Here is a 22,453-nt window from a genome sequence, read left to right as displayed (position 1 = left end):
TTATCACAGAGAGAGACAGCGCTGTCATTCTGTCCCCACGAAGTATTCCGCTACATTAACACAAATATCTCAGGCATCTGAACGAAAGAGAAGGAAACAGCTGGCAAGCGTCAACAGGCAACAAAACACCCTCAGGACAGGCCACAGTCAGAAGCTTGTTCCCCAGAGCCTGCCCCGTTTCCTTCTCATGACTCGAGGATTTCCAGCAGTTTTTTCTGGATCGTGTTCAGTTTTTGCTGGCTTGAAATTTTGTCTCCCAGCGCAGATTCGACATAGAACACATCAACAGCACGCACACCGTAAGTCGCAATTCGGGCAGAGTGAACGAGCAGCCCCAGTTTCGTAAGCGCCTGCGTCAGGTGATAAAGCAATCCCGGTCGATCCTGGCCATTGACCTCGATCACGGTATAGCTGGCACTCGCCTTGTTATCGATCAGGACCCGCGGCTTGACCCGCATGGCCTTGAGCACGCGACTGGGCAGCCGTGTCGGCAGATTTTTCAACAATTTTGCCGCTTTCAACTCTCCGGTAAGCGATTGTTCTATAGCTGTTTCAATCTGATGAAGCCGATCCGGATCTTCAATCAGGGTCTTACTGTGGGAATCGGCAATGTAAAAGCTGTCCAGCGCCATACCATTGCGCAGGGTATGAATGGTCGCACCCTCAATAGAGGCCCCTGAAACAGCCAAAGCGCCTGCAACCCTGCTGAAAAGTCCCGGATGGTCAGCGGCATAGATTGTCACTTCGGTCACCTGTCGGTAGTGATCCACTCTGACCTCTGCCGTAAAAGGAGATTTATCAACCTCTGCCTGACGAATCAGCTCTGCATGCCGCGCCTGGGTTTCTGTATCACTCGAGATCCAATAGGAAACCGTTCCCCGCTCCAGATGCAAAGCCAGTTCCTGGGCGGGCCAGTGCGACAGCGCAGCAGTAAGTTTTTCCCAGGCCACCTGCACCCGGCGCTCTTGCCCTTCAGCAGCAAGCCCCCCGGAAAGAAGCTCTTCTGTGCGCCAATAGAGCTCCCTCAACAAGGCGGCCTTCCAGGCATTCCAGACATTTGGCCCAACAGCGCGGATATCTGCAACAGTCAGAATCAGCAAAAGACGCAGGCGTTCGGGTGATTGCACAATCTCGGCAAAGTCCTGAATGGTTTTTGGATCGTCAATGTCTCTTGAAAAGGCGGTTTCACTCATGGTCAGGTGATAACGCACCAGCCAGGAAACCGTTTCTGTTTCTTCTGCCGTCAGCCCCATACGCGGACAGATCCGCAAAGCAATCTTGGCCCCTTCAATCGAATGGTCCCCCGATCGCCCCTTGGCTATGTCGTGTAAGAAAACAGCCACATAGAGAACCTTGCGTGACAGAACCTTGTGTACAACCTCACTGGCAATCGGGGCCTCCTTCTGCAACAGCCCCTTTTCAATCTGATGCAAAATCCCCACAGCAAAAAGCGTGTGCTCATCCACGGTATAGTGATGATACATGTTGAACTGCATCAAGGCTTCTACCCGGCCAAAGTCGGGAACAAAACGGCCCAAAACGCCTGATTCGTTCAGACGCCGCAAGGTTTTTTCCGGATCTTTTGGCGAGGCCAGAATATCCAGAAAGAGTCTGCTGGCTGCTTCATTATCCCGCAGATGATGTTTTATCAGCCGCAGGTTCTGCGTAATTTTGCGCAAGGCCGCCGGGTGGATATCAAGATCATGTTTTTGCGCCACATGAAAAATTCGCAACATTTCCAGCGGATCTTTATCCAGCGTATCTTCTTGCCGGAATGTCAGACGATCTCCTTCAAGTCGAAATTTTTCCACTGTTCGCTTGCGTTGAAGAAAGGGTAAAGGCAAGCGGAAGCCTGATCGGCGATTGTGTTCGGCTTCCAGGGCAGCACAGAAAATACGGGTTAGCCCACCGACTGCCTTGGCCACGATGAAATAGTGTTTCATCATGCGCTCAACACCCTTGGTCCCGGCATGATCCGTATACTGCATCCAGTCTGCCAGCTCGCGCTGAACATCAAAACTTAACCGTTCTTCCGGACGGTTGGTCAGGTAATGCAGGGCACAGCGCACCGACCAAAGAAAGGCCTGGGCTTTTTCAAACTGGCGCACTTCCTGCCGGGTAAAAACCCCTCTTTCAACCAGGCTGGAGACATCATCAACCTGATAGATAAACTTGGCGATCCAGAAAAGGGTCTGCAGATCCCTCAAGCCGCCCTTGCCTTCTTTGATATTCGGCTCGAGGGTATACCTGGACCCCCCGACTTTCTTGTGGCGTTCGCTACGTTCGGCGAGTTTTTCCTCGATGAAAGTCGCCCCTCGCCCCGATCTGACCACCCTGTCATAGGTTTTCCGCAGTTGGGTAAAAAGCTTGAGATCGCCGCAAAGGAACCTGGATTCCAGAATAGAGGTGTTGATTGTAAGATCGGCTTGTGAACTGCGGATACATTCTTTCAGGGTGCGTACGGAATGGCCGATTTTAAAGTTCAGATCCCAAAGGAAATAAAGCATCGCTTCCACAACCTGCTCGGTTCTGGGCGTTTTCTTGTAGGGAAGTAAAAACAGGATATCCACGTCTGACTGCGGCGCCAGTTCTCCACGGCCATATCCCCCCACTGCCGCAACCGAAAGGCTTTCTCCCTTGGAAGGCACTCCCACCGGATAAAGTTCTTCATTTACAAAGTGATAGACAAGTTTAACGATCTGATCGACCAGAAAACAGTTGGCGCGGACAACCATTGTGCCAGAGGCTTTTTCGTCAAAACGCTTGCGAACTTCCGCCCGCCCCTCGCTCAAGGCATCCCGTAACAGGGCAAGGACCTGATTTCGTTTGGTCAGGGCAGGTTCTTTTTGTGCCCGAATCCCGGCGATTTTTTTATTCAGCTCTGTAGCAGGAAAAATAGCGGCTTTATTTTTGACATCCTGATCATAGGCATAATCTAGAGAAGTAATTGGCATCTACACCTGCTTAACCAAAACATTGTCTTCAGGGAACAAGGCGCTCGGAAACAAAGCACTTTGGCTGACTGTTCAAACGAAACAATCACTTGGGAACACGAGCATAGCAGGGACAATCAACTCCGCCCAAGCCCTTTCAGTTCATAGAGCAAATCCAGAGCCTCTCGCGGTGTCAGATCGTCGAGCGCAACTGCATCCAGCCGCAACTCAAGCACAGACTTGCCCCCGGTTGATGACTGGGCTTCCGCTTCGGCCCGTTGCAGGTTGGCAAAAAGAGGCAGATCCTCGGCCAGGTGTGCCAGATTACCAGCCTGTCCATCTTTCTCCAGAGTCTCAAGCACCTGTTCAGCCCGGGCAATGGCGACGGCAGGCAGCCCCGCAAGCCTGGCCACATGGATGCCATAGGACCGATCTGCAGCTCCTGACGTTACCTCATGCAGGAATACGACTTCTCCTTGCCATTCCTTGACCCGCATGGAGTGGCAGGAAAGTGACTCCAGCTTGGCTGTCAGACTCGTCAGCTCGTGATAGTGCGTGGCAAAAAGCGCCCGGGATTTATTTGCTTCATGCAGATGCTCGACACAGGCCCAGGCAATAGACAGGCCATCATACGTAGCCGTCCCCCGACCGATCTCGTCCAGGATCACCAGAGATCGCTCCGTCGCCTGATTGAGAATCACCGCGGTCTCAACCATTTCAACCATAAAGGTCGAGCGACCACGCGCCAGATCATCCGCCGCGCCAACCCGGCTGAACAGCCGGTCGATCGCCCCGATATGCGCTGATTCAGCCGGTACATAGGATCCCATCTGAGCCAGAACCGCGATCAGGGCATTCTGGCGCAGGAAAGTCGACTTACCCGCCATATTCGGCCCCGTCACCAGCCACAGCCTTTCCTGCCCCTCCAGGACGCAGTTATTGGCGACAAAGGGACCATCCTGGGTTTTTGCCAGTGCAGCTTCCACCACAGGATGTCGTCCCCTGACGATATCAAAAGCAAGAGACTGATCGACTTTGGGGCGGCTCCAACGCTCTGTTACCGCCAACTCGGCAAGGGCTGAAACCACATCCAGCGTTGCCAGGGCCCGGGCAGCAGAAGCAATCGTGTCTGCTGTCTCAACCACGCTTGTCACCAGCTCCTCATAAAGTTCGAGTTCAATCGCCAACGCCTTGCCCGCGGCACCCGCAATTTTCTGCTCCAGTTCAGAGAGTTCCACTGTGGTAAACCGCATTGCCGAGGCCAGGGTCTGTCGATGAATGAACTCGGAATCCGGTCCGGTATCCACCCGGGAAGCATTTGTCGGACTGACTTCGATAAAATAGCCCAGAACATTGTTGTGCTTGACCTTCAGACTGTTAACGCCCGTCATCTCGACATATTTGGACTGCAGGCCTGCAATCAATTTTCGACTGTCATCGCGCAGCTGCTTAAACTCGTCCAGGGCCGGAGCAAAGCCCCGTGCAATAAAGCCACCGTCCCGAGCCTGAAGCGGAAGATCTTCCAGCAGGGCTTTTTGCAATTTGGCACAGAGTTCCCGATGATCTCCCAGCTGGACAGCCAGCCGTTGCAGTCCTTCAGGAAGCGCGCCTCCTGCCATAGACGACAAAAGGTCTTTTAACCGGGCAGCTTCCTGCAAGGCATCTCTGATACCTGCAAGATCCCGGGGGCCCCCTCGTCCGATCGTCAGGCGGGAGAGGCCGCGTTCGATGTCAGGACATTGACGTAAACTGCAACGCAGATCCTGCCGTAGGTTTTCCTGTTCTGTGGCCCAGGAAACCATGTCCAGCCGGTTGATAACCGCTGTTGAATCAGTCAGAGGCGAAGACATCCAGGCCCCCAGCAACCGGGCACCTGCCCCGGTGACGGTGCGGTCAATCGTTGCCAGAAGGCTGCCTTTGCGTCCTCCAGTCAGAGCCTGTGTCAGTTCCAGGTTGCGGCGGGTTGCAGCATCTATTTCCATTACAGCGCCAGAACGCACCTGTTTCGGTGCTGAAAGCCGGGGAAGCTTCCCCTTCTGGGTCAGCTCGACATAATCCAGAAGTGCTCCGGCCGCGGCGGTTTCTGCCCGGGAGAACTCACCAAAAGCATCGAGTGCCCGGACGGAGAAGACGTCCTCAAGGCGACGCCGGGCATTTTCACTGTCAAAGCGGGAGGAGGGCAGAGGTGAAATAGCCTCACGCCATTCATTGATGATTTCAAAAAATTCCTGTCGTTGATACAGCCGCTCCGGCAACAGAAGTTCACCAGGACTCAAGCGGGCCAGGGCTGCCAACAGGGGCCCCAGTTGCCCCTCTCCGGTCACCTGAACAGGCTGGGCAAAGAAATCTCCGGTCGACATATCCAGCCAGGCCAGTCCATAGCCGCCAGCAGCATCCGTGATGGCAGCGAGAAAGTTGTGACTGCGCACATCAAGCAGCTCATCCTCTGTGATCGTTCCTGGCGTTACCAGGCGGACAACCCCCCGCTTTACAACCGATTTTGCCCCGCGCTTCTTGGCCTCCGCAGGATCTTCCATCTGTTCACAAATGGCGACCTTGAAACCTTTTCTGATCAAGCGGGAAAGATAACCGTCTGCGGCATGAACGGGCACGCCACACATGGGAATATCTGCCCCCTTGTGATGCCCCCGTTTGGTCAGGGTGATATCCAGCGCCGCCGAGGCCTCAACCGCATCCTGAAAAAACAGCTCGTAGAAATCTCCCATACGATAAAACAGCAAGGAACCGGGATGTGCCTCCTTGATCTCGAGGTATTGAGCCATCATCGGAGTAATCTTTTCTGCTTTGTCGCTCCCCGCCGAGCCCGCCGCTCCTGCTGTTTTTCCTGGCAAGGTCGGACTCTTGGCTGCTCCCGGGTCATCCTGTTTCAAGGAATCAGTCGTGGAATCGTGCAGAGGGGGGACTACAGAAGAAATCGTTTCGGTCACAGAATAAATCAACTCTAAAACTATAGGGAAACTGGTGCTGGAAGTTAGCACAGTCATCTGGTCGAGCAAAGTCCGTGAAAAAGGGAATCTTTAGCAGAAAGCCTGTCCGGGTTTGGGCTGGCTCACAGCTGGAAACCCACCGCTTCCTTTATTATTCGATAATCACAGTCTTTCTTATCCGTTCAGTTGGAAAAACCATGATGACCCGGGTTCCTTCATCTAACTTGCTTTCAAGCAAGAGGCTGCCGCCATGAAGTTCCATAAGCGTTTTTGACAGAGGCAGTCCAAGGCCGGTTCCCTCATGCTGACGGGTCAGGTGACTGTCCACCTGTATAAAGGGTTTGAGAACTTCGGTAATCTTTTCTTCCGGGATTCCGATGCCGTTATCTGCAACCACAATTTCCAGCTGTTGCTCGGGCGATACACCCACCTGAATCTCTATCTTGCCATCAGAAGGGGTAAATTTGATTGCGTTGCTCAAAAGGTTAAGCAGTACCTGCCGTACACGGGTATTGTCGCAATAGAGATAAGGGCAATCTGGCTGGAATCTGGTCCCGATCGTAATCTTGTTGCGCTCTGCGCGACCATTGATGATGCGGCAACAAGATTGAATCACTTCGCGCAGATCAATAATCTCTTCATTCAGATGAACTTCCCCAGCCTCGATTTTGGACATGTCGAGGATATCATTGATGATCTCCAGCAACAAAGTACCACTGCTATAGATATCTTCGGCGTAATCACGGTATTTGGGTTCATCCAGCTTCCCAAGCATCTCAAATTTGATCATCTCGGAGAAGCCGATAATCGCGTTGAGAGGCGTCCTTAGTTCGTGACTCATATTTGCCAGAAAATCGGTTTTGGCCCGATTAGCTGCCTCCAGCCCCTGAACATAGAGCAACTGCTGCTTCTCATGCTGTTCCAGCTTCTCGATCATCCGGTTATAGCCATCAATCAACTCCCCCACCTCGTCTTCAGAGCTGATCGGTATCTTGTGGCGTAACAACAGTTGATCAAAAGTCGAGAAACCCTGATTTAGCTCTCGCAATGGCTTGAAAACAAATTTGTGATTCGCCAGAACAATAATGCCCGTCAGAGCAAGAACCATCAGAATGGTTTCCGGAAGCTCTTGCAGCAGATTATTCAGCAGAAGGGTCGGAATATCCGTGTGGGCAATTACCAGAACAAACTGCCCAATCTTCCGGTTTACAAACGGATCCTTGTAGACGATGTCCAAGGTGATAACCCTGTACGCCGGACCATCGATCTCCATTTCGCCCGAGCCTGAAACCAGACTCTGCTTTTCGTCATAAACTTCCGCGCTATAGACCTCGTTGAATTCAACCAGACTATCAAGATGAGACTGGATCGCTTCAATATCAAAATTCCAGAGATACCCCGAAACCACATTGGCCTGTGTCGTCGCCAGATTTTGCCACTGAGTGGCAATCATCTCCTGATCATCTTGATAATCAAGATAACTGTCCACCATGTTCTGAAATAGCGAAACCAGTAAGACGGCCGGCACAATCAGAAACAACAGCTTGGCGTTAATGGTCTTAACGGGTTTCAGCATATGTATATTTCACGGATGAACGAACCGATCTGTCTCTGGAAATTAGGATATATTTTGCATCAAGAATTAAGTCATAATGCGTCAGCTCTGGGTATTTTGCATCGGAAAAAACAAAGAAATTGATAATAACCGCGCATGATACAGAGGAAATAACGATTGAGGATTTTTAAATTATTCAAGGACACCCCGCAGTCAGGAAGTGAATATAGCGGGAAAATTCCGCGACTTGATTATTCTTTCCAGCAAAATCCTGCTGGCCGAGGCTTGCAGTGCCGCGCGAAGAGTACCTTAAAACAGGTGACGCGCTTTCCCCTGCCATCCTCTGACTGACGGATAACTGCCTAATTATATTAGTCCATCCAACGCACTTTCCGACATTATTGTACAATTTTCCTTCCCAAGAACTTTGTCGCAATGCAATATACAGCCAAGAGCCACCATAAGGTTCGCCTCACCTAGACCTTAACCCTAAGACACCGACCCTCAGATATAAAAAAGCGGAGACCTACCCGTGCCCAAGCACAATTCCCGGATTACCGACGCAGAAGCGCTGGAACTTCATTCCTCAGGCCGACCGGGTAAACTGGAAATACGAGCCACAAAACCTCTGACAACACAACGGGATCTCGCCCTGGCCTATTCGCCCGGCGTGGCCGTCCCCTGTCTCAGGATTGCGGAAGACCCTGCTGCCGCTTACGACTACACCGCCAAAGGCAACCTCGTTGCCGTTATCTCAAATGGTACCGCTGTTCTGGGACTGGGTAACCTTGGGGCGCTGGGTTCTAAACCCGTGATGGAAGGAAAGGCGGTTCTCTTCAAACGTTTTGCCGATGTTGACGGGATAGACCTTGAAGTCGATACAGAAAACGTGGATGAATTTGTCAATTGTGTACGCTTCCTCGGCAAGACATTCGGCGGCATCAATCTTGAAGATATCAAGGCCCCTGAATGTTTTATTATTGAACAGCGCCTGCAGGAACTGCTCGACATCCCGGTTTTCCACGATGATCAGCACGGGACGGCCATCATCGCCGCAGCTGGCCTGATCAATGCCCTCGACCTGACGGGTAAGGATATCAAGAAAATCAAGATGGTCGTTAACGGCGCGGGTTCTGCCGGAATCGCCTGTACCGAGCTGGTAAAAGCACTTGGTGTTCCCCACGAAAATATTCTGCTTTGCGATACTCGCGGTGTTATCTACCAGGGCCGACAGGATGGCATGAACCAGTGGAAGTCTGCCCATGCGGTTCCAACTGATGACCGCAGCCTCGAAGATGCGATGAAAAATGCCGATGTGGTTTTTGGACTTTCGATCAAAGGGGCACTGACATCCGAAATGGTCAAGAGCATGGCCCCCAACCCGATTATCTTTGCCATGGCCAACCCGGATCCCGAGATTACACCGGAAGAGGTTGCCTCCGTGCGGGACGATGCCATCGTTGCAACCGGGCGCTCGGATTACCCCAACCAGGTAAACAACGTCTTGGGCTTCCCCTATATCTTCCGGGGTGCCCTTGATGTGCGTGCTTCAAGCATCAACATGAGCATGAAGGTGGCTGCGGCTATGGCCCTGGCAGAACTGGCCCGGGAAGATGTTCCCGACGAGGTTGGAAAAGCCTATGCCGGACGCCAGATGCGCTATGGTCGCGACTATATCATTCCGGCCCCTTTTGACCCGCGCCTGATTACCGTGATCCCCTGCGCTGTTGCCAAAGCGGCAATGGAAAGTGGCGTTGCGCGCAAGGACATCGAAGATTTTGAAGCTTACGAACGTGAGCTTTCGGCCCGGCTCGATCCCGCCGCAACAACGTTCATGCGGATAGCCCAGAAGGTCAAAAGCCACCCGAAACGTGTCGTTTTTGCCGAGGGCGAGGAAGAATCCGCCATCCGTGCCGCCGTGTCCTTTTACAATGCAGGATACGGAACGCCTCTGTTGGTTGGTCGGGAAAAGCTGATCAAAAGCACCATGAAAAACCTTGGCATCAATGGTGACTTTATCGAGATCCACAACGCGACAAATTCCGAACAGCGTGAACGTTATACTGACTATGTCTATGAACGTATGCAGCGCCGGGGAATGCTCTATCGCGACTGTCAGCGTATGGTTAACCAGAACCGGAACATCTTCGCCGCCTGTCTGCTGACCCATGGTGTCGCCGATGCCATGGTCACAGGTCTGACCCGTAGCTTTGCCGTCTCGCTGGAAGATGCGATGCAGGCCATCAATTGCAAGCCGGGCAAACGCGCCATGGGCATGTCGATGATGATTATTGACGGGCGGGCTATTTTTGTTGCCGACACCTCCGTCAATGAGGTTCCAACCTCTGAACAGCTGGCGGACATAGCGGTTCAGGCGGCCTCTCATGTCCAGTCTATGGGATATGAACCCCGTGTTGCTTTTCTGAGTTTCTCCAATTTTGGCAATCCGACCCGGGATACCACAACCCGGATCAGACGGGCTGTTTCCGTGCTTGATACCATGAACGTGAGCTTTGAATACGAAGGCGAGATGCAGGCAAACCTGGCTTTGGATTTTGACTTGCAGAAAAGGCTATTTCCCTTCTCTCGCCTGACAGGCCCGGCGAATATTCTCATTATGCCCGCCCTGCATTCAGCCAACATCACGACCAAGCTGATACAGAAAGCAGGCGGGGGTACCGCTGTGATCGGCCCCATTCTGGTGGGACTTGAAAAACCCGTACAGATCGTCCCGATGGGGGCGACGGTAACAGATCTGGTGACAATGGCCGCTCTTGGTGCCTATGAGGCCTCGACCAATGAAATGGATGAGCCTTTCCTCTAGGGCAGATCAAAAACAGGGATAATTATTTCTGTAACACGACATGCGACCATCACAATGGCTTCCGGTTTCAACGCCGGAAGCCATTGAAATATAATAAACTTCAAAACCTTCTTCAAACTGTCATGAAGGCAGGTTAAGTATAGGGCACCATCAGGGAGGTACCCTTCCTGCAACACCTGAAAACTATTGGGTCGCCATGCCACAACGACAGGAAAAATACAGCAGACTTTTCACTTCATCGCTGATTCTGACCTCCCCCGGAATTGCCGTGTTATTTCTGCTGGTTATCCTGCACCTTATCGTGTGGCAGGCCGCGCTGGGGGCTGGTGTAATCATCCTGCTTGGCACAGGGTATATTCTGAGCAGCCACTATAGCCATGTTGAAAAACTCAAAGAGTACATAACAGCTCTTCGCCAGCTCAAGGGCAAAGACCCTCTGCCAGGTATTCCTTCCGCAGCCGGGAGTTTCCTCTATCCCGAACTGAACCTCTCACTCTCTCGCATGGCCCAGGAACGCCAGCAATACAGACGTCAGCTCGAAGCCGTGACCGAGGGTAACGAGGCCATCCTTTCCTCCCTGCCGGATCCCCTGATCATGCTCGGAAAAAAACGACAGATTATCCGGGGGAATCCCGCTGCCCAGACCATTTTTGGGAACAATATTACCGGGCGGGAGCTGTCGACGATTCTGCGCAATCCAAGTATACTCAACGCAGTCGATACTGTGGAAAACAGTAATGAAGACATCTCGCGTTTTGTCGAATTCAAAATCCATGGACGCGTGGAACGTTATATGCTGGCCCGTATCGCCCGTATGAGCGAACAGACCTGGGACGGCACCCGTGTGATCATCAGCCTGCACGACCAGACAGCGGCCAAAAAGGTTGACCAGATGCGCGGCGACTTTATCGCCAACGCCAGCCACGAACTCAAAACGCCTCTCGCCAGTCTCATGGGCTTCATTGAAACCCTTAAGGGGCCTGCAAAAGATGATCCCGAAGCCCAACAAAGATTCCTCAACATCATGCAGGATCAATCCGAACGCATGTCCCATCTTGTTTCGGATCTGTTATCTCTCTCGCGTATTGAACTGCTCGAACATACGCCCCCTACCGGGGTCACGGACCTGAACATTATTATAACCAAGATTACCGAAGGCCTGCATACCCAGATTCAAAACAAGCAGATCACCATAAGAAAGGATCTGAGTCCCGACTTGCAGGACAGTATTCCGGTTCTGGGAGACGCAGAATCCTTGACTCAGCTGTTCCAGAACCTCCTCGAAAATGCCATAAAATACGGTCACAAGGGCACGACTGTCACCATCCGCTGCAAAGCTTACGGGCCTGGAAGCCAGGGCATGCGAAGACTGGGTCGCCCCTCTGTTGCCATCGCAATCATTGATCAGGGAGATGGCATTCCGCGCGAACATATCCCCCGCCTGACCGAACGCTTCTATCGGGTAGATGCCGCGCGTTCCCGTGAACTTGGCGGGACCGGTCTGGGGCTGGCGATCGTGAAACATATTGTCAATCGACATCGGGGGGTGCTCACCATCGACAGCGAAGTGGGCCGGGGATCAACCTTTACAGTCTACCTTCCCAAAGCCGCAGTGAGCGAAATGAACCTGCCAGCATGGGAAAGTTCGAACCTCGCCTGATAACTTACGGGATATCTTACGGGTTTCCCTGTAAGATACGGCACAGTTCCCCCACCCTTTGATCAAGGGTTTGCCGGACCAACTCAAGGGTGAAGGCTTTCTTAAAGAAAAGGCAACATTGCGTCGGCTTCACAAAAGCTTCATATGAAGCCCGATGAACTTTCCCTTGTTCATCATCCGTTTGATTCTTCACGATACTATTATATATCAATAGCTTGTGATTTATTTTTCTTGCCTGAGCACACCATATCAACCAAAATCAGGGTAACAAAAGTGTCACGGATGAGTCACAGAACTATCGTCTGAGGAAGCTATGTTTGCCTCGTCGAATGATCGACAGCGCATGACCTCGCAAAACGAAAAAGTGTTGCGGCATGAGGACCCCGGAAAACCGGGAAAGTGCGTAGTAGAGATTATACAAACGCTATAAAGCGGAGATATGAACGTGATCAAAAAAGTTCTCACTGCGACAGCCCTGGCTGGCATGATGGTAGCAATCGCTGGCGCGGCCCAGGCACGCGACCAGATCCGCATTGTCGGCTCTTCTACTGTTTTCCCATTTTCAACAACCGTTGCTGAAACCTTCGGCAAGACAACTGGCTTCAAGACACCTGTTGTTGAAAGCACCGGTTCCGGTGGCGGCATGAAGCTTTTCTGTGCCGGTGTTGGTGTTGAACATCCCGATATCACCAACGCCTCCCGCCGTATCAAATCTTCCGAATATGAAGATTGCACCAAGAACGGTGTTTCGATCACAGAAGTAAAAATCGGTTTTGATGGTATTGTTCTGGCCAACTCTAAAGCGAGTGAGCGTTTTGAGCTGACTCTGCAGCAGGTCTTCATGGCGCTGGCCAAGCAGGTTCCTGTTGATGGCAAACTGGTCGATAATCCCTATCAGAAATGGAGCGACATCGATCCAAGCCTGCCAGATTCAAAAATTGAGGTTCTCGGCCCACCGCCAACATCCGGTACCCGTGACGCATTTGTCGAGCTGGCCATGGAAGGCGGCGCCAAGAAATTTGACAGCCTTGCTGACCTGCGCAAAAGCGACAAGAAAGCCTTTGCCGCAGTTGCACACACCATTCGTGAAGACGGCGCGTACATCGAAGCTGGCGAAAATGACAATCTGATCATCCAGAAGCTGGAAGCAAACCCGAAAGCCCTCGGCATCTTCGGTTTCAGCTTTCTTGACCAGAATGCCGACAAGATCCAGGGTTCAATCATCGAACAGACCGAACCGACCTTTGATAACATTGCCTCAGGCGATTACGGCGTTTCCCGCTCCCTCTACTTTTACGTAAAGAAAGAGCATGTTGGTTCCGTACCTGGCATCGCTGAATTTGTGAAAGCCTTCACAAGCGAAGATGCATGGGGTGATGAAGGTTACCTGGCTGACAAGGGTTTGATCCCCTTGCCTGCCAAAGAACGTGACATTATCGGCAACGCCGCTCAGGGGCTTGAGCAGCTGAGTATGTAATCACACGGAAGCTATCTTGAAGAACTGGCGGTTTGGTAACAGACCGCCAGTTTCTGATAGAATAAACTGATTCTATGATTTCCCTGACGGGGATGAAGACGGGTAAAAAAATAGTATGGAACAGCTAGCTCTCTTCTTCGCGCTGATATTCCTGATCATTCTCGGATACATTCTGGGAAAGGGCCGGGCGGTTGCTCTTTCTGGTCACGCCTACCACCCCTTACATTCCCGCCTCCCCTATTACGGGCTCTACACCGCGATCTGGTGTGGGCTGCCCAGTTTGCTGTTGATGGCGGGATGGATGGCTTTTGAACCCGCGATCGCAGAAGCCATTGTCTCCTCAAAGCTGAGTGCATCAAACCAGAATCTCACATCTGACCAGATCACTCTCTATGTAAATGACGTCATCAATCTGGCTTCTGGTGGTATTATCAGTCGTGAAGTCAATAATGACCTGCAAGCCGCAACTGACAGCTATATCTTCTTCCGCCAGATCAGCTATTTCGCAATGGCAGTGGTGGCCATCAGCCTGTCTCTTGGCGGGCTTTTCAGCAGTCTGAAATCCATCAGCCCTGATTTACGGGCGCGGAACAAGGTCGAGAAAATCATTTCGGTTGTGATGATGGCCTGCTCGACAATCGCCATCCTGACGACAGTCGGTATTGTTTTCTCCCTGATTTTTGAAACCCTGCGTTTTTTCAACAAGGTCCCGCTTACCGAATTTCTCTTTGGTTTGCACTGGAGCCCTCAAACGGCTCTTAGAACTGACCAAGTCGGCGGTTCAGGCTCTTTCGGCGCTGTACCTCTTTTCGCCGGGACAATGCTGATCACCTTTATCTCCATGGTCGTAGCAGTTCCCGTTGGCCTGATGTCTGCAATCTATATGTCTGAATATGCCGGTAAAAAATTCCGGGCCTTTGCCAAACCCCTGCTCGAAATTCTCGCCGGGATTCCAACTGTGGTCTATGGCTTCTTTGCCGCCCTGACAGTTGCCCCTTTTTTCCGCAATAGTGGGGAATTTTTCGGTCTCGATGTTTCCTCCGAATCTGCACTCGCTGCCGGAATGGTTATGGGAATCATGATCATTCCCTTTATCTCTTCCCTGTCTGATGATGTCATGAATTCGGTACCGCAGTCTCTGCGTGACGCCTCTTACGCCATGGGGGCAACAAAGTCGGAAACCATTACCAAGGTTATTCTTCCCGCTGCCTTGCCTGGTATCGTCGGCGCTGTCTTGCTGGCCATGAGCCGGGCTATTGGCGAAACGATGATTGTGGTTATGGCTGCCGGTCTGGCAGCCAACCTGACCGCCAATCCACTGGAAGCTGTTACAACCGTGACGGTACAGATTGTCACCCTGCTGGTCGGAGATCAGGAATTTGACAGTGCCAAAACGCTCGCGGCCTTTGCTCTGGGTCTCCTGCTCTTCATCGTTACCCTCGCCATGAACATCGTGGCTTTGAAAGTGGTGCGTAAATATCGTGAAAAATATGACTGATAGCCCTGTACCAATGGAATTGAACCCTCCCCTGGAAATTGACAAGGCGTTACTCAAAAAGCGTAACGCTGCGGAAACCCGATTCAAGCTGTATGGACTGGCAGCTGTTCTGACTGCTGTGCTGGTCCTAGGTTTGTTACTTACCTCGATTGTTTCCAAGGGCTACACTGCCTTTGAACAAACCTATATCCTGCTTGATGTCCGGCTTGATCAGGCCACGATTGATCCGAAGGGAACCGGTCGGCAGGAAGATCTTGCCGCTGCCAGCTATCGCGGGATCCTGCGCGATGCTTTGAAAGAACAGTTTCCAGAAGCAGAAAGCCGCAACGAAAAACGATCCCTCTACGGGCTGGTTGGCAGTGCTGCCGAATACGATTTACGGAATGCCGTACTCGAAAACCCAAAGCTGGTCGGCACGACCGCGACGATTGCCGTCAAGGCATCTGACGATGTAGACAGCTACATCAAGGGTTTTATTCCCCGGGACGTTCCCCAGTCTGATCGCAAGATCAAGGATCAGGAACTGGGCTGGCTTGATACCCTCGAGGCCGATGACCGGGTCATTAAAAAATTCAATATCGATTTCTTCACTCACGCAGATTCCCGTGAACCCGAAGAAGCCGGCATTCTCGGGGCCGTTATCGGATCGCTCTACACACTGGCCATCACTCTTGCGCTCTGCTTTCCCATAGGTGTGCTGACCGCGATTTACCTCGAGGAATTCGCCCCGCGCAACCGCTGGACAGATATTATTGAGGTAAACATCAACAATCTGGCAGCCGTACCTTCAATTGTTTTCGGCTTGCTTGGTCTGGCGATTTTCCTGAATTTCTTCGGTTTGCCCCGTTCTGCCCCACTAGTTGGTGGCATGGTACTGGCTCTGATGACTTTACCGACAATCATCATTGCTTCCCGTGCGGCATTGAAGGCGGTCCCGCCTTCCATCCGCGAAGCCGCCCTCGGGATGGGCGCGTCGCGCATGCAGACCGTCTTTCATCATGTCTTTCCCCTTGCCATGCCCGGTATACTGACCGGAACCATTCTTGGCATGGCCCAGGCTCTGGGAGAGACAGCCCCGCTGCTGATGATCGGCATGGTCGCCTTTATCGCTGACATTCCCGGCAGTATTAATGACGCTGCCACAGTATTGCCGGTACAGATTTTTCTCTGGGCAGACAGTCCAGAGCGCGGCTTTGTAGAAAAAACCTCAGCAGCCATCATGGTTTTGCTGGCCTTTCTGGTTGTGATGAATGCGATTGCTGTACTGTTACGCAAACGTTTTGAACGACGCTGGTAAGAGAAAACAGGATGCCCGACGCAATGGATATGCAAAACTTCAAAACACGGGAGAAAGCCGCTATGGCTGAGCCCAAGATTATCGCCCGTGATGTCAATGTCTACTACGGACAGAGTCAGGCCCTCAAATCAATTGAGCTGGATATCGCCGCAAACGAGGTAACAGCTCTGATTGGTCCGTCCGGCTGCGGAAAGTCCACTTTTCTTCGCTGTATCAATCGTATGAACGATGTGATCGAGAGCTGCCGGGTTGAAGGCCGGATCACTCTGGAAGGGATCGATATCTATAACTCCGGGCTTGATCCGGTTCTGCTCAGGGCCAGGGTCGGCATGGTTTTCCAAAAACCCAACCCCTTTCCAAAATCAATCTATGATAACATCGCCTATGGTCCCCGTTTGCACGGTATTGCCAGCGGCAAGGACGAACTGGAAGCAACAGTCGAGTCAAGTCTGCGACGTGCAGGGCTGTGGGAAGAGGTCAAAGACCGGCTGGATTCACCTGGAACCGGCCTGTCTGGCGGGCAGCAACAGCGCCTTTGCATCGCCCGTGCCATCGCTGTCAATCCGGAAGTCATCCTCATGGACGAGCCTTGCTCGGCCCTTGATCCGATCGCAACAGCCAAGATCGAAGAGCTTATTGACGAGTTGCGCGAGAACTTCACAATTGTAATCGTGACACACTCCATGCAGCAGGCCGCAAGAGTCTCTCAGAAAACAGCTTTCTTCCATCTCGGAGAACTGGTCGAAGTCGGCGAAACCGACAAATTGTTCACCAGCCCGGAAGACCAGCGCACCCAGGGTTACATCACCGGACGTTTCGGGTAAGGATAAAATCATGCAGAACTCGAATGACCATATCGTTCGCTCCTTTGACAAGGAATTGCGGACCATTCACGAAATCATTATCCGTATGGGCGGCATGGCGGAAAACCAGCTGGCCGAAGCCGTAGATGCTCTGGTTCAGCGGGACAGTGCCAAGGCCGAAATGGTCCGCGCTGAAGACGCCAAGATCGATGCGCTGGAAGAAGAGCTGGAAGCCGCCGTTGTCCAGCTGATTGCCCTGCGCCAGCCCGTGGCCAATGACCTGCGTGCGGTTATATCCGCCCTCAAGATCTCCTCGGATCTGGAACGGATTGGCGACTATGCCAAGAATATCGCCAAACGCAGTATCGCGATTAACCAGATGCCGCCGCAAAAGTCTGTTACCAGCATCATGCGCATGTCCAGACTGGTTCAGGAAATCGTCAAAGACACCCTCGATGCCTTCTCGCACAGCGACAAGGACCGGGCCATTGATGTCTGGCACCGCGATGAAGAAGTCGATGAAATGTACACCTCTCTTTTCCGGGAACTTCTCACCTATATGATGGAAGATCCCCGGAATATCGGAGCCTGTACCCATATGCTGTTTATTGCCAAAAATATCGAGCGTATGGGCGATCACGCCACAAATATCGCCGAAACGATCTATTATCTCTCGACCGGGCATAAACTGGAAGGCAAACGTCCCAAAGGGGACCGGACACCATTCCAGATTCTCTCGGCCGAAGAGGATAACGGCGAAGTAGAAATTTAACGTGATGGAAACAAAGGATCTTTCCATGAAACCCCTGGCCTTAATCATCGAAGATGAAGTCGCCCTGACAACCCTTCTGCGTTATAACCTTGAAAAAGAAGGTTTCCGGGTCAACGAAGCCCATGATGGTGAAGAAGCCCTTCTCCGTGCCAAGGAAGAAACCCCTGATCTGATTCTGCTCGACTGGATGCTGCCCCTGCTCTCTGGCATTGAAGTCTGCCGCCAGTTACGGCGTCTGCAGGAAACCCGCGATGTACCGATCATCATGCTCACCGCCCGCGGGGAGGAAACCGACAAGATCCGGGGTCTGGATTCCGGGGCAGATGACTACATGACCAAACCTTTTTCCCCTGCCGAACTGGTCGCCCGTATTCGGGCCATCATGCGCCGGAGCAAGCCGGAAACAGTAACCGAAGCCCTGATCTTTGAAGACATCAATATGGATCTGGCAGCTTACAAGGTTCACCGTGGTGAACGCGAAGTCCATCTGGGTCCGACCGAATTCAAGCTGTTGCGGCATCTGATGCAGAATCCTGGCCGGGTCTTCAGTCGCGAACAGCTGCTCGATTCTGTCTGGGGACATGATGTCTATGTCGAACCCCGCACAGTTGATGTTCACATCCGGCGCCTGAGAAAGGTTTTGAACGAGGGTACCGAACAGGACCTGATTCGCACCGTGCGCTCTGCTGGTTATTCACTGGATCGGGCAGCCAAGGCCGCCTGACTTCGCATTATGTTTTTTTCTTCCGTCGTTCTCTGGCCGCATATTCTGCGGCCAGTTTGCTTTTTGGGCAGGCAAACCCTTCTTGACGAGGAGGTAATGAGCCACAACAGATAATGGAGAAAGCCTTGTCAGGTGATCATGCTTCCTGACATTCTGTTGATCCGGCAGTTTTCAACACCACAGCCCCTGCGACAAAGGAAGGCTCAAAAGGATGAAGAAACAAAAATCCTGTATACCTTCAGGCCTGACTGAACTGATTTTGCCGGGACTTTGTTTCCTTATCGCCTTGTTCCTCACCGCTTGTGCCAGTAATCAACAACCAGAAACGGCCCTGCCTCCCTCACCAGCGCCACCAGCAGAAACAGCTGTAGAATCACCCGGTGTCAGATCGACCGGCTTTCTGGCTGACGGCTCAAGGGCCGAGCTTGAAGCACGCGAATATCCCTGGAGTACCCTGGGGCGTCTGAATGTCGCCGGGCGACATTTTTGTAATGCTGTTATGGTTGGAAAGGCAGAAATTCTTGCACCAGCTTCCTGCCTGTACAGCGCGGTGGAAGGAAGATGGTTTCAACCCCGTGAAATGGCCTTCGTTGCCGGTTATCAACGCGATGATTCAACCATTTTCTCCGCTGCAGCCAGTTATCAGGTTGCCCGTGGCTTTGTACCCACCGGCAATGACCTGGTCTCCCTGCTTAACAACTGGGCCCTGATCAGGCTGGAAGCTCCTTTGGGCGATCATACAGGCTGGCTCGGGGTAAAGGACAATCTTGCTGCCAATGACCTAACCATGATGGCCGGATACCGCCGGGGTTGGGAACATCTACAGGCCCTCTATCCGCTCTGCAATCAGACGCCTGCTTCAAAGACATACTGTCCGAAACAAACGGATGGACGATTAAACCAGCTGGTGCTGGACAGGAACGGACTTTTCCTTACACCGGGCAGCGGGCTTGACCCACAAACCCGGGCAAGCTGGAACCTGCCTGCCGCCCCCTGGCGGCCCAAAACAGCGTTCTATGTAAACCCTCTCCCCGAAAATTCGGTACAGAGACTTCTGGTTGAGCTTGGGTACCTGCAAAGTGATTCAGCTGATTACCCGCAAGCCCTCACCCGTGCGCAGCGCACTCTGGGGGCCAGTACAACAGGCGAAGCTGATATGGAAACGCTCTATTTACTTCTACAGGAACTCAACAGAACCCGTAAGGCTGTCCCCCTGTCCTGATCCCTCACCTGACGATCTACAGGATCGGGCATAACCAGCATTTATTGCAGGGCAGACTGGCAAAAGCGTGTTTTGACTCTTCCCGTCGTCTGCCTGTACAAAACCCACTGTACAAAACCTCTCGGCCTCATCTGCCCGTACGATGTTTCGTCCTGCTGCAATTGCCGGACCTTAGTTGATGGAGACTGCCACTGTGACATTGATCCTGGCTCCGATGGAAGGGCTCGTAGACCCCCAGATGCGCAAACTGCTGACGGCCATCGGCGGTATTGACCGCTGTGTTACCGAATTTATACGGGTTAATGATCAGACCTTGCCTGCCAAGATGCTCCACCGCCTGGCTCCCGAACTTCATAATCAGGGTCGGACGGCTTCCGGTGTTCCGGTATCGATCCAGCTGCTCGGCAGCAATCCCGAGACCCTGTCAGAAGCCGCGCTCCTGGCGGTTGAACTTGGCGCACCGGCCATTGATCTTAATTTTGGTTGTCCTTCCAAAACTGTAAACAAAAACAAGGGCGGGTCGGTTCTGCTGAAAGAACCTGACATCATTCACAAGGTCGTCAAAGCTGTCCGCGAAAGCGTCCCATCGCATATCCCGGTGACAGCAAAAATGCGCCTGGGCTACGAAGACAAATCCCTGGCTCTCGAAAATGCCCACGCCATCGAAAGCGCCGGAGCAAACGAGGTGTGTGTGCACGCCCGCACCAAACTCGAAGGCTATCGCCGCCCGGCCCATTGGGAATGGATCGCGCGCATTCGCGAAGCGGTAAAGATCAAGGTGATCGCCAATGGCGATATCTGTTCGCTCGAAGATTACCGAAAATGCCGTTCAGTAAGCGGATGTGATGATGTCATGATCGGGCGAGGCCTGATCGCCTGGCCAGATCTTGCCCTGGTCATTGCCAGTCATAACAGTGCCACGGCCTACAGCCCCATGACATGGGACCAGCTTTTCCCGATCCTTCAGGTCTTTTATGAAGAGGTTCGCAAACGGCTCCCCGCCAAACACAGCCCCGGACGCCTGAAACAGTGGCTGGTCTTCCTCAAGCAGCACTACCCCGAAGCACAGGAGCTTTTTGATCAGATCAGAAGTATGGCTGATCCTGATCTGATTCAGGCTGTTCTGTCGCCACCCCCGATGAAAAAAGCGGGCTAAAGCGGGAAGCTCCGAGTTCAAGCCAAGGTAAATCTATTCAAACACCTCGGCGGCAGGATCGGTTTGTTTTACTTTTTCTTTGGCCTCCAGCCTCATCAGATACAACACCATCAAAATTGCCGGGATGCCCATCACCGAGGCATAAATGAAAAAGTTTGTATATTCAATCTCATCAACAAGCGCTCCGGAAAATCCAGAAAGAAACTTACCCGGCAATGTCATAATAGAGCTAAAAAGCCCATATTGTGTCGCCGTAAAACTCTTGTTCACCAGACTGGAGAGGTAGGCAATAAACCCGGTCCCTGCCAAGCCCGCTGTAAAATTATCCGTGCCAACTGTAAAAGACAGTACTGTGATATTATAACCAACTTGAGCAAGGAAGGCATAAAACAGGTTGGTAATTACGACAAGAACTGCACCAAGAAGCAGCAATCGAAGAACACCCATACGCATCACGAGTATCCCACCAATGTATGCGCCGGCCATCGTCGCGAAAAAGCCGAATATTTTCGTGACATCAGCGATTTCGACTTTGCTATAGCCTAAATCCACATAAAGAGGCCCGGCCATATTCCCCATAATGATGTCACTGATCCGATAGATACAGATAAAAATAAGTATAAAAATTGCAGATGAGCCATTGCGGGCAAAAAACTCCAGAAACGCTCGACCAACTGTTTCATAAAGCTTTTCAGCAATTTTAAGGTGAACTCCCCTCAGATGGGCAAATCGTGTTTCAATATTACCTTCCCATTCCAAATACGCCCCGTTATTTGTTGTCTCTACAATCGGCTCTTTGACAACAAGTACGGTCAGGATACCAACCCCCATGAACATTGCCATCGCCTGATAGGTCAGTACCCAAGAGGTTTCATCTGCCATGTAAAGGGCACCCGCCCCCGCCACCAGAGCCCCGATACGCCAACCCAGTTGATAGTTCGCCGCCATCCCTCCCTGATAATCCAGATCAATCGCTTCGATCCGGTAAGCATCCAGTCCAATATCCTGTGTTGCAGAGGAAAACGCCACAACAAGTGCAAAAATTGCCATCTGCCCAAGATCGATGACGGGATCAGTAAGAGACATGCCGATAAGACCAATAATCACACCGATTTGCCCCAACAGCATCCAGGAGCGCCGCCGCCCAAGGCGTCCCAGAATCGGAAGCCGAAGGTGATCTGCAAAAGGTGCCCAGAGCACCTTGATAGAAAAGGCAATACCAACCCAGGCAAAAAAACCGATCTCGGTTCTCGAAACTTCCGCTTCACGTAGCCATATATTGAGGGTAGAGAAAATAAGCAAAAATGGTAGCCCAGCTGAAAAGCCGAGGAACAACATCCCAATTACTTTTGGATGCAGGTATATCGCCAGTGATTCTTTCCAGCTATGCGTTGCTTTTTCTTCGGATGACTTCATTTTCCCCCCTGATACTCCGATCAATTCCAACCGACCAAAAGGGCCAGAACGTGGCAGAAATTTTATTCTGTAACCTGCCCAGTCATAAGCCGCTGAGCATAAGGGACAATCAGTAAAATGTCTGCGTGATAATTCAGAAATAATCACCCCTTGTACCCCAGGCTTACA

General features: G+C 52.1%; 14 protein-coding genes. 10 read left to right on the top strand and 4 right to left on the bottom strand.

The window, feature by feature from the left end; all coding sequences use genetic code 11:
* Positions 1-185: 185 nt before the first annotated feature.
* The 3 genes from O4H49_RS10800 to O4H49_RS10790 form a co-directional block, all read right to left on the bottom strand.
* Positions 186-2,954 carry a [protein-PII] uridylyltransferase gene (locus O4H49_RS10800; protein ID WP_269423438.1) on the bottom strand — a complete coding sequence of 923 codons (2,769 nt, stop codon included), beginning with the start codon at positions 2,952-2,954 and terminating at the stop codon, positions 186-188.
* A 116-nt stretch (positions 2,955-3,070) separates the two neighbouring features.
* Positions 3,071-5,719, bottom strand: coding sequence for a DNA mismatch repair protein MutS (mutS, locus tag O4H49_RS10795; protein ID WP_269423732.1), 2,649 nt, complete (start codon positions 5,717-5,719; stop codon positions 3,071-3,073).
* Between the two features lie 313 nt (positions 5,720-6,032).
* The gene (locus O4H49_RS10790; protein WP_269423437.1) at positions 6,033-7,457 is read right to left on the bottom strand and encodes a sensor histidine kinase; all 1,425 of its coding nucleotides are present in this window, start codon (positions 7,455-7,457) and stop codon (positions 6,033-6,035) included.
* Positions 7,458-7,968: 511 nt separating this feature from the next.
* Here O4H49_RS10790 and O4H49_RS10785 point away from each other — a divergent pair.
* From O4H49_RS10785 to O4H49_RS10740, 10 genes are all read left to right on the top strand, one after another.
* The gene (locus O4H49_RS10785; RefSeq protein WP_269423436.1) at positions 7,969-10,260 is read left to right on the top strand and encodes an NADP-dependent malic enzyme; all 2,292 of its coding nucleotides are present in this window, start codon (positions 7,969-7,971) and stop codon (positions 10,258-10,260) included.
* A 196-nt stretch (positions 10,261-10,456) separates the two neighbouring features.
* Positions 10,457-11,920: an ATP-binding protein gene (locus tag O4H49_RS10780; protein ID WP_269423435.1), complete on the top strand. Its 1,464-nt coding sequence runs from the start codon at positions 10,457-10,459 to the stop codon at positions 11,918-11,920.
* Between the two features lie 439 nt (positions 11,921-12,359).
* On the top strand, positions 12,360-13,397 hold the full coding sequence (locus O4H49_RS10775; RefSeq protein WP_269423434.1) for a PstS family phosphate ABC transporter substrate-binding protein: 1,038 nt from the start codon (positions 12,360-12,362) through the stop codon (positions 13,395-13,397).
* Positions 13,398-13,512: 115 nt separating this feature from the next.
* The gene (gene pstC, locus O4H49_RS10770) at positions 13,513-14,895 is read left to right on the top strand and encodes a phosphate ABC transporter permease subunit PstC (protein ID WP_269423433.1); all 1,383 of its coding nucleotides are present in this window, start codon (positions 13,513-13,515) and stop codon (positions 14,893-14,895) included.
* Entirely contained in the window at positions 14,888-16,192 is a 1,305-nt protein-coding gene (gene pstA, locus O4H49_RS10765) for a phosphate ABC transporter permease PstA (RefSeq protein ID WP_269423432.1), read from the top strand. Before pstC ends, pstA begins: the two co-directional genes overlap by 8 nt.
* A gap of 62 nt (positions 16,193-16,254) precedes the next feature.
* Entirely contained in the window at positions 16,255-17,016 is a 762-nt protein-coding gene (gene pstB, locus O4H49_RS10760; protein WP_269423431.1) for a phosphate ABC transporter ATP-binding protein PstB, read from the top strand.
* 10 nt (positions 17,017-17,026) lie between these two features.
* Positions 17,027-17,767: a phosphate signaling complex protein PhoU gene (gene phoU / locus O4H49_RS10755; RefSeq protein ID WP_269423430.1), complete on the top strand. Its 741-nt coding sequence runs from the start codon at positions 17,027-17,029 to the stop codon at positions 17,765-17,767.
* A 25-nt stretch (positions 17,768-17,792) separates the two neighbouring features.
* A complete protein-coding gene (gene phoB / locus O4H49_RS10750; RefSeq protein ID WP_033405503.1) occupies positions 17,793-18,491 on the top strand; it encodes a phosphate regulon transcriptional regulator PhoB in 699 nt (232 codons plus the stop codon).
* A gap of 211 nt (positions 18,492-18,702) precedes the next feature.
* Positions 18,703-19,713 (top strand): trypsin-like serine peptidase, encoded by a 1,011-nt coding sequence (locus tag O4H49_RS10745; RefSeq protein ID WP_269423429.1) that lies wholly within the window; start codon positions 18,703-18,705, stop codon positions 19,711-19,713.
* A gap of 178 nt (positions 19,714-19,891) precedes the next feature.
* Positions 19,892-20,869: a tRNA dihydrouridine synthase gene (locus tag O4H49_RS10740; protein ID WP_269423428.1), complete on the top strand. Its 978-nt coding sequence runs from the start codon at positions 19,892-19,894 to the stop codon at positions 20,867-20,869.
* 33 nt (positions 20,870-20,902) lie between these two features.
* Here O4H49_RS10740 and O4H49_RS10735 read toward each other — a convergent pair whose 3' ends face one another.
* Positions 20,903-22,432, bottom strand: coding sequence for an AmpG family muropeptide MFS transporter (locus O4H49_RS10735; protein WP_269423427.1), 1,530 nt, complete (start codon positions 22,430-22,432; stop codon positions 20,903-20,905).
* Positions 22,433-22,453: the final 21 nt, after the last annotated feature.

The organism is Kiloniella laminariae (assembly GCF_027214005.1).
GTDB classification, from domain to species: Bacteria; Pseudomonadota; Alphaproteobacteria; order Kiloniellales; family Kiloniellaceae; genus Kiloniella; species Kiloniella laminariae_A.
This window is presented reverse-complemented; position numbering and strand designations above follow the sequence as displayed.

What these genes read in the sequence shown, in the direction of transcription:
- O4H49_RS10800 (WP_269423438.1), bottom strand. Translation starts at nt 2,954, where the DNA reads ATGCCAATTACTTCTCTAGATTATGCCTATGATCAGGATGTCAAAAAT.
- mutS (WP_269423732.1), bottom strand. Translation starts at nt 5,719, where the DNA reads ATGATGGCTCAATACCTCGAGATCAAGGAGGCACATCCCGGTTCCTTG.
- O4H49_RS10790 (WP_269423437.1), bottom strand. Translation starts at nt 7,457, where the DNA reads ATGCTGAAACCCGTTAAGACCATTAACGCCAAGCTGTTGTTTCTGATT.
- O4H49_RS10780 (WP_269423435.1), top strand. Translation starts at nt 10,457, where the DNA reads ATGCCACAACGACAGGAAAAATACAGCAGACTTTTCACTTCATCGCTG.
- O4H49_RS10775 (WP_269423434.1), top strand. Translation starts at nt 12,360, where the DNA reads ATGAACGTGATCAAAAAAGTTCTCACTGCGACAGCCCTGGCTGGCATG.
- pstC (WP_269423433.1), top strand. Translation starts at nt 13,513, where the DNA reads ATGGAACAGCTAGCTCTCTTCTTCGCGCTGATATTCCTGATCATTCTC.
- pstA (WP_269423432.1), top strand. Translation starts at nt 14,888, where the DNA reads ATGACTGATAGCCCTGTACCAATGGAATTGAACCCTCCCCTGGAAATT.
- pstB (WP_269423431.1), top strand. Translation starts at nt 16,255, where the DNA reads ATGGCTGAGCCCAAGATTATCGCCCGTGATGTCAATGTCTACTACGGA.
- phoU (WP_269423430.1), top strand. Translation starts at nt 17,027, where the DNA reads ATGCAGAACTCGAATGACCATATCGTTCGCTCCTTTGACAAGGAATTG.
- phoB (WP_033405503.1), top strand. Translation starts at nt 17,793, where the DNA reads ATGAAACCCCTGGCCTTAATCATCGAAGATGAAGTCGCCCTGACAACC.
- O4H49_RS10745 (WP_269423429.1), top strand. Translation starts at nt 18,703, where the DNA reads ATGAAGAAACAAAAATCCTGTATACCTTCAGGCCTGACTGAACTGATT.
- O4H49_RS10740 (WP_269423428.1), top strand. Translation starts at nt 19,892, where the DNA reads ATGGAGACTGCCACTGTGACATTGATCCTGGCTCCGATGGAAGGGCTC.